At 36.4% G+C, this 16,911-nt stretch carries 14 protein-coding genes and 1 pseudogene; 8 read left to right on the plus strand and 7 right to left on the minus strand.

Features of this window, described 5'->3' with window-relative positions:
* The first annotated feature begins 60 nt into the window (after nucleotides 1-60).
* The 5 genes from lpxD to lpxB are packed head-to-tail and all read left to right on the plus strand — an operon-like array spanning nucleotide 61 to nucleotide 4,489.
* Complete coding sequence (gene lpxD / locus ACFIMM_RS08965) at nucleotides 61-1,107, plus strand: UDP-3-O-(3-hydroxymyristoyl)glucosamine N-acyltransferase (RefSeq protein WP_375612127.1); 1,047 nt, start codon at nucleotides 61-63, stop codon at nucleotides 1,105-1,107.
* Between the two features lies 1 nt (nucleotide 1,108).
* On the plus strand, nucleotides 1,109-1,576 hold the full coding sequence (gene fabZ, locus ACFIMM_RS08970; RefSeq protein ID WP_375629629.1) for a 3-hydroxyacyl-ACP dehydratase FabZ: 468 nt from the start codon (nucleotides 1,109-1,111) through the stop codon (nucleotides 1,574-1,576).
* A 24-nt stretch (nucleotides 1,577-1,600) separates the two neighbouring features.
* The gene (gene lpxA, locus ACFIMM_RS08975; protein ID WP_375609506.1) at nucleotides 1,601-2,425 is read left to right on the plus strand and encodes an acyl-ACP--UDP-N-acetylglucosamine O-acyltransferase; all 825 of its coding nucleotides are present in this window, start codon (nucleotides 1,601-1,603) and stop codon (nucleotides 2,423-2,425) included.
* A gap of 2 nt (nucleotides 2,426-2,427) precedes the next feature.
* Complete coding sequence (locus ACFIMM_RS08980) at nucleotides 2,428-3,300, plus strand: LpxI family protein (protein WP_375612129.1); 873 nt, start codon at nucleotides 2,428-2,430, stop codon at nucleotides 3,298-3,300.
* Nucleotides 3,293-4,489, plus strand: coding sequence for a lipid-A-disaccharide synthase (gene lpxB, locus ACFIMM_RS08985; protein WP_375612130.1), 1,197 nt, complete (start codon nucleotides 3,293-3,295; stop codon nucleotides 4,487-4,489). The genes ACFIMM_RS08980 and lpxB overlap by 8 nt, the downstream gene beginning before the upstream one ends.
* A 20-nt stretch (nucleotides 4,490-4,509) precedes the next feature.
* Here lpxB and ACFIMM_RS08990 read toward each other — a convergent pair whose 3' ends face one another.
* The 7 genes from ACFIMM_RS08990 to gltX all read right to left on the minus strand — a co-directional run bounded on the left by ACFIMM_RS08990 (nucleotide 4,510) and on the right by gltX (nucleotide 12,533).
* Nucleotides 4,510-5,283 carry an amino acid ABC transporter ATP-binding protein gene (locus tag ACFIMM_RS08990; protein WP_375612131.1) on the minus strand — a complete coding sequence of 258 codons (774 nt, stop codon included), beginning with the start codon at nucleotides 5,281-5,283 and terminating at the stop codon, nucleotides 4,510-4,512.
* A 79-nt stretch (nucleotides 5,284-5,362) separates the two neighbouring features.
* Nucleotides 5,363-6,070, minus strand: a complete 708-nt coding sequence (locus tag ACFIMM_RS08995) for an ABC transporter permease (RefSeq protein WP_375612132.1) — start codon at nucleotides 6,068-6,070, stop codon at nucleotides 5,363-5,365.
* On the minus strand, nucleotides 6,067-6,789 hold the full coding sequence (locus ACFIMM_RS09000; RefSeq protein WP_375612133.1) for an ABC transporter permease: 723 nt from the start codon (nucleotides 6,787-6,789) through the stop codon (nucleotides 6,067-6,069). The genes ACFIMM_RS08995 and ACFIMM_RS09000 overlap by 4 nt, the downstream gene beginning before the upstream one ends.
* A gap of 79 nt (nucleotides 6,790-6,868) precedes the next feature.
* The gene (locus ACFIMM_RS09005) at nucleotides 6,869-7,621 is read right to left on the minus strand and encodes a transporter substrate-binding domain-containing protein (protein WP_375692703.1); all 753 of its coding nucleotides are present in this window, start codon (nucleotides 7,619-7,621) and stop codon (nucleotides 6,869-6,871) included.
* 464 nt (nucleotides 7,622-8,085) lie between these two features.
* Entirely contained in the window at nucleotides 8,086-8,838 is a 753-nt protein-coding gene (locus ACFIMM_RS09010) for a transporter substrate-binding domain-containing protein (protein WP_375612135.1), read from the minus strand.
* Between the two features lie 707 nt (nucleotides 8,839-9,545).
* Nucleotides 9,546-10,841 (minus strand): citrate synthase, encoded by a 1,296-nt coding sequence (gene gltA / locus ACFIMM_RS09015; RefSeq protein ID WP_375612136.1) that lies wholly within the window; start codon nucleotides 10,839-10,841, stop codon nucleotides 9,546-9,548.
* Nucleotides 10,842-11,102: 261 nt separating this feature from the next.
* A complete protein-coding gene (gltX, locus tag ACFIMM_RS09020; RefSeq protein WP_375613476.1) occupies nucleotides 11,103-12,533 on the minus strand; it encodes a glutamate--tRNA ligase in 1,431 nt (476 codons plus the stop codon).
* 111 nt (nucleotides 12,534-12,644) lie between these two features.
* Here gltX and ACFIMM_RS09025 point away from each other — a divergent pair.
* The 3 genes and pseudogenes from ACFIMM_RS09025 (at nucleotide 12,645) to ACFIMM_RS09035 (ending at nucleotide 16,767) form a co-directional block, all read left to right on the plus strand.
* Nucleotides 12,645-14,981: pseudogene (locus ACFIMM_RS09025) on the plus strand (ComEC/Rec2 family competence protein).
* 405 nt (nucleotides 14,982-15,386) lie between these two features.
* On the plus strand, nucleotides 15,387-16,091 hold the full coding sequence (rpiA, locus tag ACFIMM_RS09030; protein WP_375613478.1) for a ribose-5-phosphate isomerase RpiA: 705 nt from the start codon (nucleotides 15,387-15,389) through the stop codon (nucleotides 16,089-16,091).
* 106 nt (nucleotides 16,092-16,197) lie between these two features.
* Nucleotides 16,198-16,767: a DUF2059 domain-containing protein gene (locus tag ACFIMM_RS09035; protein WP_375612140.1), complete on the plus strand. Its 570-nt coding sequence runs from the start codon at nucleotides 16,198-16,200 to the stop codon at nucleotides 16,765-16,767.
* Nucleotides 16,768-16,911 lie beyond the last annotated feature (144 nt).

The following is a 16,911-nucleotide window of genomic DNA, read 5'->3' on the forward strand; positions in this document are numbered from 1 at the left end:
GCGATTTTAAGAAGGAAAAACTTGAAGAGAATAGCTTAAGCTGGGAGAGAAAGTGTTTTGATGGCGGATACATTTTTTTTTACGCCGTCCCGACGATTGACAGTTGCAAATGCTGCTGAGTTGACGGGTGCAAAGCTTCTTAATCCAGAGTTTTCTCATAAAGTTATCAATACTCTTTCTTCACTTGAGAGTGCTGTGGAAGGTTCGCTTGTTTTTGTAGAGCATCGGAAGTTTTCTGATGCTTTACTGGACAGTTCTGCTGTTGCTGTTTTGTGTACGAATGAGATTGTTTTTAAAGTTCCCGAAACTATGGCAATTTTGGTGACATCCACACCACAGCGTGACTTTGCTCAGATTGGTCGTATTTTGTTTCCAGATTCTGTCAAGCCAATGCCTTGGTTGGGGCAGAAGGGGATTTCATCGCATGCGCATATTCATCCAACGGCTAAGTTGGCACATGATGTGTGTATTGAAGCGGGAGCTGTTATTGGTAAAAATGTTGAGATTGGTGCAGGAACTCTTATTTCATCCACAGCTGTTATCGGTGAAAATTGCCGTATTGGATGTGACTGCTATATTGCTCCTAAGGTAACAGTTCAGTGTTCTATAATAGGTGATAAGGTTCAGCTTTATCCTGGTGTTTGCATTGGGCAAGATGGTTTTGGTTATGTTGGGGGCGTTTCTGGAATCGAGAAAATTCCACAGCTTGGTCGCGTTATTATTGAGGATGGTGTAGAAGTTGGTGCGAACACGACAATTGATCGTGGAACATTTCAAGATACTGTTATTGGTGAAGGAAGCAAGATTGATAATCTTGTACAAATTGCCCACAATGTCAAAATTGGACGCTATTGTCTTATTGCCGCTCAATGTGGCATTGCGGGAAGTACATCTATAGGGGATATGTCTCAGCTTGGCGGAAGTGTGGGAGTAGCGGATCACATCATAATAGGTAAATCTGTTCAGATTGCTGCTCGTAGTGGTGTTATGAATGACATTCCGGATGGCGAAAAATGGGGAGGTAGTCCAGCGCGACCATTTAAACAATGGTTTCGTGAAGTAGCGGCATTGCGCAGTATGGGAAAAGTTAAAAAGGAGAAACGCTGATATGATCAGCAGTGAAAAAACTAAAAACTTAGAGGCTGTCGATATTGAAAAACTATTATCAATATTACCGCACCGTTATCCATTTTTATTAATTGATCGTATCGTTGATATTGATGGTGAACAAGAAGCGATTGGTATTAAAAATATAACGATTAACGAGCCACATTTTATGGGACATTTTCCCTCAAAGCCTGTTATGCCTGGAGTTTTGATTTTAGAAGCTATGGCACAAACGGCAGGAGCAATAGCACTTTTAAATTTAGGCAATAAGCAAACAAATTTAGTTTACCTTATGACGGTTGATAATGCGAAATTTCGTAAGCCGGTTATGCCTGGTGATCAGCTCAAGATTCATGTTCAGCTTTTGAAAAAAAGATCTGGTATGAGACGTTTTTCATGTGTTGCAAAAGTAGAAGATGTCCGCGTCGCTGAAGCAGAAATTGCTGCGATGATTGTTGAAAAAGAATAAACGATATTTGATGGGGATTTAAAAATGTCCGGTACGAAAATCCATCCAACTGCTCTTGTGGAGAAGGGAGCGCAGCTTGGTGAGAATGTACGCGTTGGACCATTTTGCCATATTAGTTCAGAGGCTGTTATTGGTGATGAATGTAGTTTGACAAGTCATGTTGTAATAATGGGAAAGACAACGTTAGGAGCCAAGAGTAAAGTATTTTCTCATGCCGTTTTGGGGGCAGATCCGCAAAATAATAAACATAAAGGAGGGGCTACAACTCTTTTTATTGGTAAGAATTGTACGATTCGTGAAGGTGTAACAATGCATAGGGGGTCCGATTCGAGTGTAGGAATGACAGTTGTTGGTGATAATTGCCAATTTTTTTGTTATGCGCATATCGCTCACGATTGTTATGTAGGCAATCATGTAACATTTGCCAATAACGCAATGATTGCTGGTCATGTTACTATTGGTGATTATGTGATTATTGGTGGTGGTGCTGCTGTTCATCAATTTGTTCGTGTTGGACATCATGCATTTATCGGCGGCGTATCTGCACTGGTTGGTGATCTGATACCTTATGGAACAGCTGTTGGTGTGCAGGCAAAACTTGCTGGACTCAATATTATTGGCATGAAGCGTGCAGGACTTGAGCGTCAAGATATTCATGCACTCCGTCATGCGGTTGCTATGCTTTTTGATCATAGCAAACCATTTAAAGAGCGTGTCAGTGATGTTGCTTCTTTCTATTCTTCTTCTCAGTCTGTTTCTGAAGTTGTTAATTTTATTAAAGAAGAAGGAAAGCGTTTTTATTGCACACCAAAATTTGAAGGTGTTAGAATAAAAGAACATAAGGATTAAAAATGCCTATTTGGGGAGCCAGAAGTTTTCTTTCCGGCCGTACTGCTATTATAGCAGGAAATGGTGTTCTACCGATTACTGTTGCGCAGACTCTTGAGAAGAATGGAGAAAATCCTTTTCTTGTGCTTTTGCATGGTGAGGCAGATTCTGTTCTTTATCGCTATGAGCATTGCGAGCTATCAATTGTAGAGTTAGCACGACTCGTTAAAATTTTAAAAGAGGCTGGTGTATATAATGTTGTTTTGGCAGGTGGTGTGAAAAAGCGTCCACTTCTTAAACAATTGCGACTGGACTGGACAACATTTTTAGCTCTTCCTAAGTTAATCGGAGCTTTGAAGAGGGGAGACGATGCGTTATTAAAAGCTTTTATACGGGTTATTGAAGCACACGGTTTTTGTGTTATCGGTGCTCACGAAATAGTCCCAGATCTTTTAGCTCCCATAGAATTTAATTTAACAGTACGGCGCGCTACTCCAAAAGAGAAAAAAGATATTTTTTTAGCAGTAGAAGCAGCAAAGCTTTTAGGTCAATTAGATATCGGGCAAGCCGTTGTCGTTGTCCAAGGAAGGGTGGTTGCTCTAGAGGGCGCTGAGGGAACTGATAATATGTTGTGGCGTATTTGTGAAATGCGAGAAAGAGGGCAAATTCCCCTTAAAGGTGGCATTCTTGTAAAATGCGCAAAACCACAACAGGATAATCGCGTTGATTTGCCATCAATTGGGCCCGCGACAATAATGAATATTGCAAAGAGTGGTTTATCTGGTGTTGCGGTGGAGGCAAATAGAAGTCTAATATTATCAGTGAAAACAACAATAGAAAAAGCCAACAAATATTCTTTATTTATAGAGACATTTGAAAAGTTTGGTCATGAATAATTGTTTCTTAAAGATTGCAGTGGTTTCAGGTGAGGAATCTGGTGATTTACTTGGGGCCGATCTAATTTCTTGTTTATCACAACAGATAGGATGCAATATTCATTTGATTGGTGTTGGGGGGAGCCATTTAAAGGCATTAGGCTTAAAAAGCTTTTTTGATTCCCATGATATTGCTTTAATAGGTTTAAAGGAGGTGTTGAAAAAACTACCATTGTTGTTGCTACATATTCGCAATTTATCCAAATTTATTGCACAAGAACAACCTGATTGTTTAATTATTATTGATAGTCCTGATTTCACGCATCGTATTGCAAAAAAGGTACGTGCTTTAGCGCCTTCTATTCCTATCATTAAATATATTGCACCAACCGTTTGGGCATGGAGGCCAGAGCGTGCAAAAGCTATGTGTGGATTTGTTGATCATGTTTTAGCGGTTTTTCCTTTTGAAGAAAAGATTATGCAAGATTTGGGAGGCCCTGCCACGACTTATGTTGGACATCGTCTTTTGACATATCCTCCCCTTTTGAGAGTTCAGTCAGAAAAAAAAAGCCAATTAGAACAAAGAAATTTGATCGATACACAAACATTATCGCCTACATTAGTTATTTTGCCAGGATCACGCAATTCAGAAATTCGTTCCTTAATGCCTATTTTTCGAGAAACAGTAGAGATTCTTGTACAACGTATTCCTCATTTACGTATTATTTTACCAACCTTACCTCATTTGGTAGATAGAATCCGGGACTTTGTGCAGGGCTGGAAAAGCAAGATAGAAATTGTAGTTGGTGAAGATGAAAAATGGCGTGCTTTTGCACAAGCAAATGTTGCTCTTGCTGCACATGGAACTGTTTCACTTGAATTAGCCTTAGCAAAAGTTCCTATGGTTCTTTGCTATAAACTTGATTTCTTTTCTAAATTATTTATTTTTCCTAAAATGATGTTATGGAGTGCTGCTCTTCCAAATATTATTGCTGATAAGCCTATTGTTTCGGAATATTTGAATGAATTAATCCGTCCTGGCATGTTAGCAAGACAGGTAGAACAACTTTTGGCTAATCCTTTATTGCGACAGGCACAACTTGATTCCTTTGAGATGGTAGAACAGAAAATGAAAACTGAAGTACCATCGGGGGTTGTTGGCGCACAAACAATTATCACTCTTTTAAAAAGCAGGAATAAAATTGTATAAATAAAGCAATATTTTAATGATTAATATTTAATTTTAGCAAGAAAATTACAAGCACGTTGGCTTTTAGGATTGGTAAAAAATTCTTCAGAGGCTGCATCTTCAACAATTTTTCCATTTTCTAGAAAGAGTATTCTTTCTGAGACTTTACGTGCGAAGCCCATTTCATGGGTAACACAAAGCATTGTGATCCCTGTATCGGCTAATCGAGCCATCACTTCCAAAACTTCTCCCACACTTTCTGGATCAAGAGCAGAGGTTGGTTCATCAAAAAGCATGACTTCGGGTTCCATACAAAGTGCACGGGCAATCGCAACACGTTGTTGTTGCCCACCAGAAAGTTGTAAAGGATATTTTTCACAGTGTTTTTCAATACCAACATGCGTTAAGTAACGAATTGCCCGTTCTTGTGCTTGTTGTTTGGAAAGCCCTTGAACGGTCATAGGTGCTAAAATACAATTTTGTATAACGCTCATGTGGGGAAATAAATTAAAGTTCTGAAAGACCATTCCTATCTTACGAAGAACATTTTTTTGCTGTTGTATAGGTGCAGTATGGATATCAACGTTATGGATACAGATTGAACCTTTTTGTGCTTGTTCTAATTGATTAATACAACGAATTAACGTTGATTTTCCTGATCCGGATGGTCCACAAATAACGATATGTTCACCAGCTTGAACATTAAAGTTGATATCATGTAGGACCTGAAAGTTTCCATACCATTTATTTAGATTTTGGATAGAGATCACAGGGTTTTTACTGGGAGAGATCGATTTATTATTTTTCAAATTCATCTTATTTTATTCTTTCATTGATGAAGAACTTGATTAATTCAACATTTTGATTTGATACTGTTTTTTATGATCATTTTATTTACCGTAAATATCGAGTGAGGCGCTGCTCGATAAAAACAATAAAACGATGAATGAGTTCAACGATAAAGAGATAGATAAGAGCAGCCCAAACGTAAACTTGAAAATCGAAAGTCCGTGAATAAGCGAGTTTAGCAACCCCCATTAAATCATAAACAGTAATAAGTGAGGCAACAGCACTGGATTTAATCATTAAAATCAACTCATTTCCTAAGGGGCGTAATGCTACAATCATTGCTTGTGGAAGAATAACTCTAAAAAATGTGACAGAGTTGCTTAAACCTAAAGCTTTTGATGCTTCGCGTTGTCCAGTTGTTACGGATAGAAAACTTCCTTTAAAGATCTCAGATTGATAGGCAGCAGAATTGAGTGTAAAAATAAAAAGACAACAATACCACGCGTTTTGAAAAAACCACCATAGCCCCACTTGTTGCCAAAAACTGTTCATTGAACCAAGCCCATAATAAAAAAGAAAGAGTTGAGCTAATAAAGGAGAGCCACGGAAAAAATAGACATAAGCATTTGCAAAATATTGTAAAAATGTATTCTCTGATAGACGTGCAAAAGCGATAATCATACCAAGAAAAAGGCCTAGAGAACAAGAAATAGAAACAAGTTCAACAGTAACAATAAAGCCATTAATAAATTTGGGTCCATAATGACTTAAAAGATCAGGATTAAAAAGAAAATAAAGCCACTCAGGAATCATTGACTTAGCACCTTTTTATAGCCTATTTGAGTGTATGTTTCCAAATGGCGTAAGATTGCAGTAAAAACCGCTGAAAATAACAAATAGAGTAAGCATGCTACAAAATAAAATAGCATGGGTTTATTGGTAGCAGCGACAGCTAGATTCGTTTGTCGCATGAGGTCAACAAGCGCGATGGTAGAAACAAGGGATGTATCTTTCAGTAAAGTAAGCCAATTATTAGAAAGTCCTGGCAAGGCATTTCGGATGAGCTGAGGGAAGACAATACGAAAAAATGTGGTTGACCGTGAAAGTCCTAAAGCTTTAGCTGCTTCATATTGACCTTTATCAAAAATATTAAATGCTCCAAGCCAAACTTCACAAGAAAAAGCTGCAAGAACCATACTAAGGGCAAGAACACCAGCAACAAAAGCATTGATACTGAACATGATTTCAAAACTAAAATAGTCAAATAAATTTTGAATAAGGCTTTGTAATCCGTAGTAAACTAAAAACAAAGTTAAAAGCTCTGGTAGCCCACGAAATATCGTTGAAAAGAGGCGTGCCATAGCTTTGGCCATCTTAATATTGGATCGAATCATCACTGCATTGAGAAGCCCTAGAGGAAATCCTAGAAGTCCACAACATAATGCCAATGACAAAGTCATTCCTGCACTGGAAAGTATAACTGCTCCCCATCCACCATTGCTAAATGATAGCAATGCTAAATTTTCAATCATTCTTATATTCCTCATGAAAGAGTTAGATAATATTTTTTAGCAATAACCAACGGGTTTCATTAAAATATCATATTGATATTTAATAAACATCACTTGTAAAATATTTTCTCATAATTTTTTCATAAGTTCCATCCAAACGGATTTCTTTTATAGCTTCATTGAACTTATTTTTAAGATCATTATTATTTTGACGGACTGCAATTGCAACAGGAAATCTTGTTTCTTCTAGAGTTCCCAAGAGGAGACAACAATCTTTTCCTTCATTTTTAAGCCAATTTAATGCTTGTAATTTATCAACAATGATCACATCAAGTCGATGATTTAAAAGATCACGATTCACTTCTATTGTGGAAGGATAGAGTTTTATTTTCACCTCTTCAGAGGCAAAATGATCTTCTGCATAGAAAGCTTGTGTTGTATTTGATTGCACACCAAGATTTTTACCTCTAAAGTCTTTTGTCGAGATTTCTTTAATTCCCGAAGCTTTGGTAACAATAACAGCCAGTGCTGTATCGTAGTAAGGATCTGTAAAGTCAATTTTTTGTAAACGCTCTTGTGTGAGAGAGAGGGAAGCAATGATAGCATCATATTTTTGTGCAATAAGTCCAGGGATCATTCCCTCGAAGTCTTGTGTAACAATAGTACACTCAACATTCATTTTTTTACAAAGTGCATAAGATATATCAATATCAAGTCCCTGCAATTTATTATTTGAGTCAATATAACTGAAGGGAGGATAGGTGCCTTCACTCGCAATTTTTAATGTTTTCGCATCAGCCAATTGGGTGAATAGTGCGGCGCTTATTATAAGAGCTCCTGCTAATAGTTTCATGATGTTCTCCTATTGGATAAGCGGGCAATATGAAATCATTATGTTTTTATAATCTGTAAGCTTTTTGGGAGCAATTCAAAAATTTATTGATGTTTATTTTAGATCATTATGTTGGGCATTATTGATAAAAAAAGAATAAATATCTTATTGCTTGTATGATAGCTTAATTTTCACGAAATGATTGATTTGAATCATTTCATGAGTAAAAACTGAGGATTTTTCTTGAAAATAAGGCTATTAAATTTGAACATAAAAAAATTAGATTTTGATACGGTAAAAGTACAACCTTATTGTTGTCATTAGATTCTACAAAATATTTAGATCTCAAGGAGCAATTAAAAGTTATTTTGATAAATGTAAATTTTCTTATAAAAATGCCGAATTTCCAATTATACCTGCATGTTCAATAAAGAGTTAAAGATACCCCTTAAATATACAGATTGAGTTTTAATTCATAGTACTATCTAATTGATATCGAAAGTAAAATATTTTCTCATAATTTTCTCATAGGTTCCATCGGCGCGGATTTCTTCTATTGCTTTATTAAAACTGTTTTTAAGATCATTATTATTTTGACGGAGTGCAATTGCAATAGGAAAATTTGTTTCTTCTAGAGTTCCCAAGAGGAGACAGCAGTCTTTTCCTTCATTTTCAAGCCAATTTAATGCTTTTAATTTATCAAAGATGATGATATCAAGCCGATGGCTTAAAAGATCACGATTAACTTCTGTTGCTGTAGGATAAAGTTTGATATTAACTCCTTCAGAGGCATAATGATCTTCCGCATATGCAGCTTGTGTTGTATTTGATTGTACACCAAGGTTTTTACCTCTAAAGGCTTGTGTTGAGATTTCTTTAATTTCCGAATTTTTGGTAACGATAACAGCGAGTGCTGTGTTGTAGTAAGGATCTGTAAAATCAATTTTTTGTAAGCGCTCTTTTGTAGGAGAAAGGGAAGAAACGATAGCATCATATTTTTTGGCAAGAAGACCGGGAATCATCCCCTCAAAGTCTTGTGTGACAATAGTACATTCAACATTCATTTTTTTACAAAGCGCATAAGATATATCAATATCAAACCCTTGCAGTTTGTTATTTGAGTCAATATAACTAAATGGCGGATAAGAAGCATCGCTTGCAATTTTCAGCGTTTGAGAATTGGCCGATAGGGTAAACAGTGTCGCGCTTATTATAAGAGCTCCTGCTAATAATTTCATTATGTTCTCCTATTAGATAAGCTGGCAAATATGAAACCATCATGAATTTTTATAATCTGTAAGCTCTTTTGGAGCAATGTAAAAAATTTATCTGTGTTCATTTTGCTATCATTATGCTGAATATCATTATCAAAAAAATAATTTCTTTTTATAAAGTATGGGAATAAAAAATATAGGAAAGAAAGTCACCTCTTATTGGTTATAGGGTGATTTTTAATAATTTTATTTAAAAATCAATAATTTATCTTTAAAAGAAAAACTATCAACTTAAATACAAAGAAAATTTCAGCTTTTAACAGGACAAAATGTAAAAGTGTTTTTATTCTAATTAGAGAAGCACTTAATGTAAGCTTTTTGCAATTTTATCTGAAGAAGATAGAAAGAAAAATTCTGACATTGCTAGATTTTAATATGTAATAAGGCTTTTAAACATGGGGGAATGATAGGGAATACATTTCCATTAAAGATAATGAGGATTATAAGGTAAAATTTTCAATTTCTTTTTGCTAAATGTTTGGCTAATTTGCAGAAGAGTATTCTCAATTTCTTTACAGAGCTAAAACTTAGAATTTTTTAGTAAATTTTTATGATGATGTTATCTCTGTAGAAAGAGTTTTAAAATCACGTTTTATAAAAATTTTTAAAGGATGTTTTTTGATTACTCTCAATAAAGCTTCAGTAAATTGAAGCTTTATTGATTTCTTTTTTTAATTTGCACGTTCATCTATAGGAACATAGTCACGCATAGCATAGCCTGTGTAGAGTTGTCGAGGACGACCAATTTTTTGTGCAGGGTCTTCAATCATTTCTTTCCATTGTGCCACCCACCCGACACTGCGCGCCAATGCAAAAAGGACAGTAAACATTTCAGTTGGAAAACCTAGAGCTTTTAATGTAATGCCGGAATAGAAATCAACATTGGGATAAAGCTTTTTCTCAATAAAATATTCATCACTTAAGGCAATTCTTTCAAGCTCTATTGCAATATCAAGAAGAGGGTCATCTTGAATGTTGAGTTCTTTTAAAACTTTATGACAGGTTTTTTGCATGATTTTTGCACGTGGATCATAATTTTTATAGACACGGTGCCCAAAGCCCATAAGGCGGAAAGGATCATTTTTATCTTTTGCACGTGCAATAAATTCAGGAATTCTTTTAATAGAACCTATTTCTTGTAGCATTTTTAGGCATGCTTCATTGGCACCACCATGTGCTGGTCCCCAAAGGCATGCAACACCTGCTGCAATACAGGCAAACGGATTAGCACCTGAGGATCCAGCAAGACGTACCGTAGATGTAGAAGCATTTTGTTCATGATCTGCATGAAGGGTAAATATTTGATCCATCGCCCGAGCAAGCACAGGGTTTGTTTTATATTCTTCACAAGGAACAGCAAAACACATATGGAGGAAATTTGCAGCATAACTAAGATCATTACGTGGATAAACAAATGCTTGTCCAATACTGTATTTATAGGCCATAGCAGCAAGCGTTGGAACTTTTGAGATAAGACGAACAGAAGCAATCATTCTCTGGTGAGGATCTGTAATATCAATAGAGTCGTGATAGAACGCAGACATAGCGCCAAGGCAGGCAACCATGACGGCCATAGGATGAGAATCACGACGGAAGCCATGGAAGAAGCGTGCAAATTGTTCGTGGACCATGGTATGCTGCATAATACATCGATCAAATTCATTTTTTTCTTGCTGTGTTGGGAGTTCACCATAAAGTAAAAGATAACAACTTTCGAGAAAGTCTCCTTTTTCAGCCAATTGATCAATAGGATAACCACGATAAAGCAATATGCCTTTATCACCATCGATATAAGTAATTTTTGATTCACAAGAAGCTGTTGAAGTAAAACCAGGATCATAAGTAAAAATATCGGTTTTTTTATAGAGAGAAGCAATTTCAATGACTTCAGGTCCACTCGTGCCTTTACGCAAGGGAAGCTCTACTTTTTTATCATTCACAATAATATATGCGTTATTCTCAGACATTCGGTATTCCTTTCAGATCCTTCACTTCTAAAAATTAAGACTCTGCTTCATCAGAGTGGGGGATGTATAACTGAAGCTTTTCTTACTTATTTAAGGGTAGATTGCCTCTAAAAGTGAGTACATGCAATCTAAAAATATTTCCTTATTGATCATTATTACTCAATAAGAAATGTATTTCAATGATATAACATAAAAAACTCTTTTAGGGCGCGTTGAGATATCTGTATAGATCCTTATTTGAGGAAATATACTCAGTGCACATCATGGGCATATTGTTGTGATAAGTTGGTCCTTGATGCGATGAAGGGATTCATTGCGTCCTAATAAAATAAGAATATCCAAAACACCTGGTGATGTTGCACATCCTGTAAGAGCTGCGCGAAGTGGTTGGGCGATAGATCCAAATTTGAGATTCTGTGTTTGGACAAAAGAGCGAAGTGTTTCATCTAGAGTTTTTGTATCCCAAGAGGGGCACGCTTTCAGAGCAAGATAAAGATCGTTTAAAATGGTTCGTCCATTTTTATCTAAGAGCATTTGAGCTTTTTCATCAAGTTGTAAAGGTCGTTGCGTAAAAATGAAGGAGGCATTGTCAATCAGTTCGCACAGTGTTTTTGAACGTTCTTTCAAATGCGGGATTGCTTTTAAAAATTGAACACGGCGTTTTTCATCAAGTCTTTCAATAATTTGTGCTCCCCTATCGGTTTCTGGTAGAATATTAAGAGCGGCATCAAAAAGTTCTTGATCATTACTCATACGCATATAGTGTCCGTTGATAGAATCGAGCTTTTTGAGATCAAAACGAGCAGCACCTTTGTTAATATCCTCAATATCAAACCAAGAAATCATATCTTTAAGTGACATCAGTTCGTCATCACCATGACTCCAACCTAAACGGACAAGGTAATTGCGCAAAGCAGCAGGAAGATATCCCATTGTTCGGTAGGCATCAACACCGAGCGCACCATGTCGCTTTGATAATTTTGCACCGTTTTCACCATGGATAAGAGGAATATGGGCCATAACAGGAATGTCCCATCCCATTGCTTTAAAGATAATCGTTTGTCGGGCTGCGTTGGTAAGATGATCGTCACCACGTATAATATGTGTGATGCCCATATCATGATCATCAACGACAACAGCATGCATATAGGTAGGCGAACCATCAGAACGCAAAATAATGAAGTCATCGAGATCTTTATTAGGAAAACGGACATCACCTTGAACACGATCATGTACAATCGTTTCTCCATCTTGAGGGGCTTTGATGCGAATAACAGGCTTAACACCTTTAGGAGCTTCAGAACTATCACGGTCACGCCAACGTCCATCATAACGTGGTGGGCGCCCTTCTGAACGGGCTTTTTCACGCATTTCAGCTAACTCCTCAGGTGAAGCATAACAATAATATGCTTTGCCATTCTTGACCAACTGTTCAGCGATTTGGCGGTGACGTTCTGCTCGTTCGAATTGCGAAATAGGGGCGCCATCATAACTAAGACCCATCCAGTGCAAGCCATCTATAATGGCTTTTACAGCTGCTTCGGTTGAACGCTCTCGGTCTGTATCTTCAATTCGTAAAAGCATTTTTCCACCGGTATGTTTTGCATAAAGCCAATTAAAAAGAGCAGTACGAGCACCACCAATGTGAAGGAAGCCAGTGGGTGAAGGGGCAAAACGAGTAATAACAGACACGAATATTTTCCTTTAAACTAAGATATTACTTATGGAATTTTATAGAAAAGTCATGTTAGCATAAGTGATGGGGCGTGCAATAGCCGTATTGCGAGTTAAAGTGGGGGACTGATGTTTTATAAAAGTAAAGAGGGTTTATCCGAAAAATCTGTTACAGAAAGAAAAAAGCCATGTCAGATAGGGCAGAGTGTTTTTTCTAGGTATGATGATGCAAAGAACAGTAGCTATAATCAACAAAAACTTTTTTTATTGACACTCTTAAAAGAAGTAATCATTTTTTTTTCGCAAATGGTTAGAAGATTGTATTAATAAAGAAGTTTCTTTTGGTATCCTTTTTTCGCTGATTTTAGTCTTTTTTGCCCTAGGAATCATTTTCTATTTTCATTTAGAGTGGGAACCAAGTTGGGGACAATTGGGGGCGTTGGTCAGTATTTTTCTGGGAATATTCTATGTAGCACGTTTTTATCGAAAAATATCGATTCCCGTGGGGTTTCTGTTTTGTATTATATTGGGTGCTTTAGCGGCAAAAATAGAAACGTGGCGTATTGCAACACCCATGCTAAGCAGTGACATTGTCACTACATTGACGGGAAGAATTGTTTCTATTGAGTCAGGTGCCAAAGGAGGATTTCGTTTAGTTTTGGATATTTTGAATACAGAAAATCCCGTATTACGCCATAGTCTTCATCGTGTTCGTTTATCGGCAAGATATTTGCCATCTGGCTTAGCGATTGGTGATGGATTGCATGGAAAAGTTAAGATTCGTGCATTCTCTGGGCCGGTGCGTCCAGGAGGCTACGATTTTAGTTTTCATAATTATTTTAAAAGAATTGGAGCACAAGGCGTTTATTTAGGAAAACCAAGAAAAATATCCGTTTCGCAGCCTGATGGAATATTCGCTATCATTCTACAGAAAATTGAAAATTTACGCACGAAGATGACACAAAGAATCCGTATAGCCCTTGAAGGAGAAAAGGGGAGTGTTGCAGCTGCCCTCATAACAGGGCAGCGTGCTGGTATTTCAAATGAGACAAATGAAGCATTACGTACAGCTGGATTAGCTCATATTTTATCAATATCAGGTTTACATATGGCGTTGTTAAGCGGCATAGTTCTTTTGAGTATCCGTAGTTTTTTAGCATTTTTTCCAGTTTTTTCTTCCTATTATTCCAGTAAAAAATTTGCTGCTATCGTTGCTTTTATGATAACAGCTTTTTATTTGTTATTGTCGGGCTTAGCAATATCAGCGCAAAGAAGTTTTGTGATGATTGCTGTTATGTTGGTTGCTATATTGTGTAATCGCTCTGCTATAACAATGCGTAATTTTTCCATTGCAGGGTTGATAACTCTGGCGATGACACCCCATGAAATATTAGGTCCTAGCTTTCAAATGTCCTTTTCTGCGACTGCTGCTTTGATCGCTTTTTTTGATTGGTGGAGTGGAAGATCATTTTTTCGTAAAAGAAAAACAACTCCCTCTTATGTTGGAGGGGGAGTGATAAATTTTGTTTTCTTATCGATTCTTTCAACATGTGCTTCTTCCTTTGTTGCAGGGAGTGCAAGTGGAATTTATGCTGCTTATCATTTTTCTAATATGGCATCTTTGAGCATTATCAGTAATGCCTTTGCTTTGCCTGTCATCTCAATTTTTGTCATTCCCTTTGGATTAATCGCAGTTCTTGCAATGTTAGGAGGATTCGAATGGCTTCCTCTTCAAATTATGGGTTTTGGAGTTGATCTTGTAATAAAGATTGCACATGCTATCAAGGCTATTTCTCCTGATTTGAATCCTGGTTTTATGCCGTTATCAGCGTTAGTTTTATTGAGCATAGGCTTGGTTGGACTGACTTTTTGCAAAACACCCATCCGGCTCTTTTTTAGTTTGTTTATTTTGGCAGGTGTTTCTATTTGTGTATTGCATTCACCTGTACAACTGATTATAGCAGATAATATGCGCCTCGTGGGCGTTATTCATGATAAAAAATTATATATTGATCGTTACCATATTTCTAAGTTCACGACATCCATATGGAAAAAGTCATTTCGTGTGAATGAAACGATTAAACCAACAAAATATGGTCCTTCGTTACACGGACAATTTATTTGTGATTATCATGTATGTACATCTTTATTGGATAATGGATTAAAAGTGATCGTTTTACAGAGAGAAACAGATCAATGTGTAGAGGCAGATATTCTCATTCAGACATTTGTGATGCATAATCCAACTTGTTACAAGAAGGCAAAAATAGTATTTATACCTCAACAATTGTTATCACGAGGAAGCGTTATGATGACCAAAGGTGGAGATATTATTTGGTCTTCGCTAGGGTTTCATAGACCATGGAATATGCACAGACAGCATTCATAAAAACATATAATCAGTCATATTTTGCTTCACATTTGGATAATGACAAAACAAAAAATAACAGAAGACTTTTCTCATAATATTTTACGGTATTTAAATTCGTAAGTTTATCAACGTCATTGAAACGAGATAATAATCTACAGTTTTCTAGAAATAGATGATTTTTTATATCTGATCATTTTAATTTTTTCAAAAAAATTGATATGTGCATCTTTGTGCATCCTATTGATAGCACAAAATAAATCAAAAATTCTTATTGAATGAGAAAAATGCTAACAAATATTCTCAAAGAAATAAAAAAGATAATTGTTGATTATTCTATTTTATTCTTATCATATATTTCTATAACGAGTAACATCTCTTCAAGCAAGAGATGATGGTCAATTTAAATAGATTGCGTCAAGAGGTTATCTTTTATTATCATTATTATCGGTGGTAATAGGGGTGATAAATGCTGCTTATACGGATAGAAGGCAAAGTCATTCATGAATGTTCAGCAGTTAAAAAAAATGGCAGCTATTAAAGCGCTTGAGTTTGTTGAAGATGGTATGCGGCTTGGTATCGGATCTGGTTCGACAGTCAATGAATTTATTCATCTTCTAGGTGAGCGTGTTGCGGATGGTTTGCGGGTGACTGGTGTTGCTACTTCAAAATATTCTGAACAACTCTGTCATAAGTTTGGAGTGCCTGTTAGCACTTTAGAACAAATACCTGAGCTGGATCTTGATATTGACGGAGCAGATGAAATTGGTCCTGAGATGATGCTCATTAAAGGGGGAGGGGGAGCATTGTTGTATGAAAAAATTGTAGCGTCGGCATCTCGTGCAATGCTTGTCATTGCGGATGAAACAAAGGTGGTAAAAAGACTTGGTGCTTTTGCACTACCAATTGAAGTTAATCCATTTGGTATCCACACAACATGCAGAGCCATTGAAAAAGTCGCTGATGATTTAGGGCTTTCTGGAAAAATTGCATTGCGAATGAATGGAAAAAATCCTTTTGAAACAGATGGTGGCCATTTTATTCTTGATGCATTTTGGGGCTGCATTTTGCAACCAAAACCATTATCGGATGCACTTCTTGCTATTCCTGGTGTTGTTGAGCATGGCCTTTTTTTGGGGTTGGCTTCACGTGCAATTGTCGCTATGGCTGATGGTCAAATAAAAGTTTTAGAACCGTTTGATTTTTAGAAAAGGCATTTACATGATGATATGTTAGCACAGTAAAAAAGGGTCTTAAAGATTTTAGGTAGAATAACGAATTAAAATTATAATTAGCGATCGGGGTAATCATTAAATGAAAATAATATTTTCTTTTCAGCGTTTTGTCGTATATTTTAGTGCAATTGCTATTTTTGTTGTGAATGTTGGCATGGCTTATGCACAAGGTGTGAGTGATCAACATTTAGATTCAGCGCGAAAGGCAATCAGAGCTATTCATGCAACGGATCAATTTGATAGCTTTTTACCAAATGCGGTCCATGATTTCAAAAATGAACTGATTAGCGATGATCCGAATTTGGCAACAGCTATTTCTGATATTGTTGATAAGCAGGCGCTTGCTTTAATTAAAAGGCGCTCTGATCTAGAAAAAGAGATTGCTCATGTATATGCAAAATATTTTACTCAAAAAGAGCTTGATGCGATAACAACATTTTATAATTCTGATACCGGTAAAAAGTTTTTGACAGAAGTCCCCAATATTGCACGTGATTCTTATTCAGCATTTGATATATGGCGTACTGCTCTTATGCGGGATCTTGTAGAAAATGTGAAAAAAGAGATGTCTGAAACACTTAATTTGAATAATTCTACTATGCCTACAAATATGCCTATAAAATCAGAATCTTCAGAAAATAAAAAATAGCTTGATCGATATCATGACAACAATGGGCAATTTCTGATTTTTTTTATAGCGGCGGTTTTCCCGCCGTTTTAAATATTTTAATGAGAATAAGTCTTTTTAGAATACTGCTTTATAAAAAAGGCTTCTTCAAAAGAAAAAAAGACT

The organism is Bartonella sp. AP258QHHD, assembly GCF_042196145.1.
Lineage (GTDB): Bacteria > Pseudomonadota > Alphaproteobacteria > Rhizobiales > Rhizobiaceae > Bartonella.

Bases quoted from the DNA above. Each gene is read 5' to 3' on its own strand.
- lpxD (WP_375612127.1), top strand. From the start codon at position 61: ATGGCGGATACATTTTTTTTTACGCCGTCCCGACGATTGACAGTTGCA.
- fabZ (WP_375629629.1), top strand. From the start codon at position 1,109: ATGATCAGCAGTGAAAAAACTAAAAACTTAGAGGCTGTCGATATTGAA.
- lpxA (WP_375609506.1), top strand. From the start codon at position 1,601: ATGTCCGGTACGAAAATCCATCCAACTGCTCTTGTGGAGAAGGGAGCG.
- ACFIMM_RS08980 (WP_375612129.1), top strand. From the start codon at position 2,428: ATGCCTATTTGGGGAGCCAGAAGTTTTCTTTCCGGCCGTACTGCTATT.
- lpxB (WP_375612130.1), top strand. From the start codon at position 3,293: ATGAATAATTGTTTCTTAAAGATTGCAGTGGTTTCAGGTGAGGAATCT.
- ACFIMM_RS08990 (WP_375612131.1), bottom strand. From the start codon at position 5,283: ATGAATTTGAAAAATAATAAATCGATCTCTCCCAGTAAAAACCCTGTG.
- ACFIMM_RS08995 (WP_375612132.1), bottom strand. From the start codon at position 6,070: ATGATTCCTGAGTGGCTTTATTTTCTTTTTAATCCTGATCTTTTAAGT.
- ACFIMM_RS09000 (WP_375612133.1), bottom strand. From the start codon at position 6,789: ATGATTGAAAATTTAGCATTGCTATCATTTAGCAATGGTGGATGGGGA.
- ACFIMM_RS09005 (WP_375692703.1), bottom strand. From the start codon at position 7,621: ATGAAACTATTAGCAGGAGCTCTTATAATAAGCGCCGCACTATTCACC.
- ACFIMM_RS09010 (WP_375612135.1), bottom strand. From the start codon at position 8,838: ATGAAATTATTAGCAGGAGCTCTTATAATAAGCGCGACACTGTTTACC.
- gltA (WP_375612136.1), bottom strand. From the start codon at position 10,841: ATGTCTGAGAATAACGCATATATTATTGTGAATGATAAAAAAGTAGAG.
- rpiA (WP_375613478.1), top strand. From the start codon at position 15,387: ATGAATGTTCAGCAGTTAAAAAAAATGGCAGCTATTAAAGCGCTTGAG.
- ACFIMM_RS09035 (WP_375612140.1), top strand. From the start codon at position 16,198: ATGAAAATAATATTTTCTTTTCAGCGTTTTGTCGTATATTTTAGTGCA.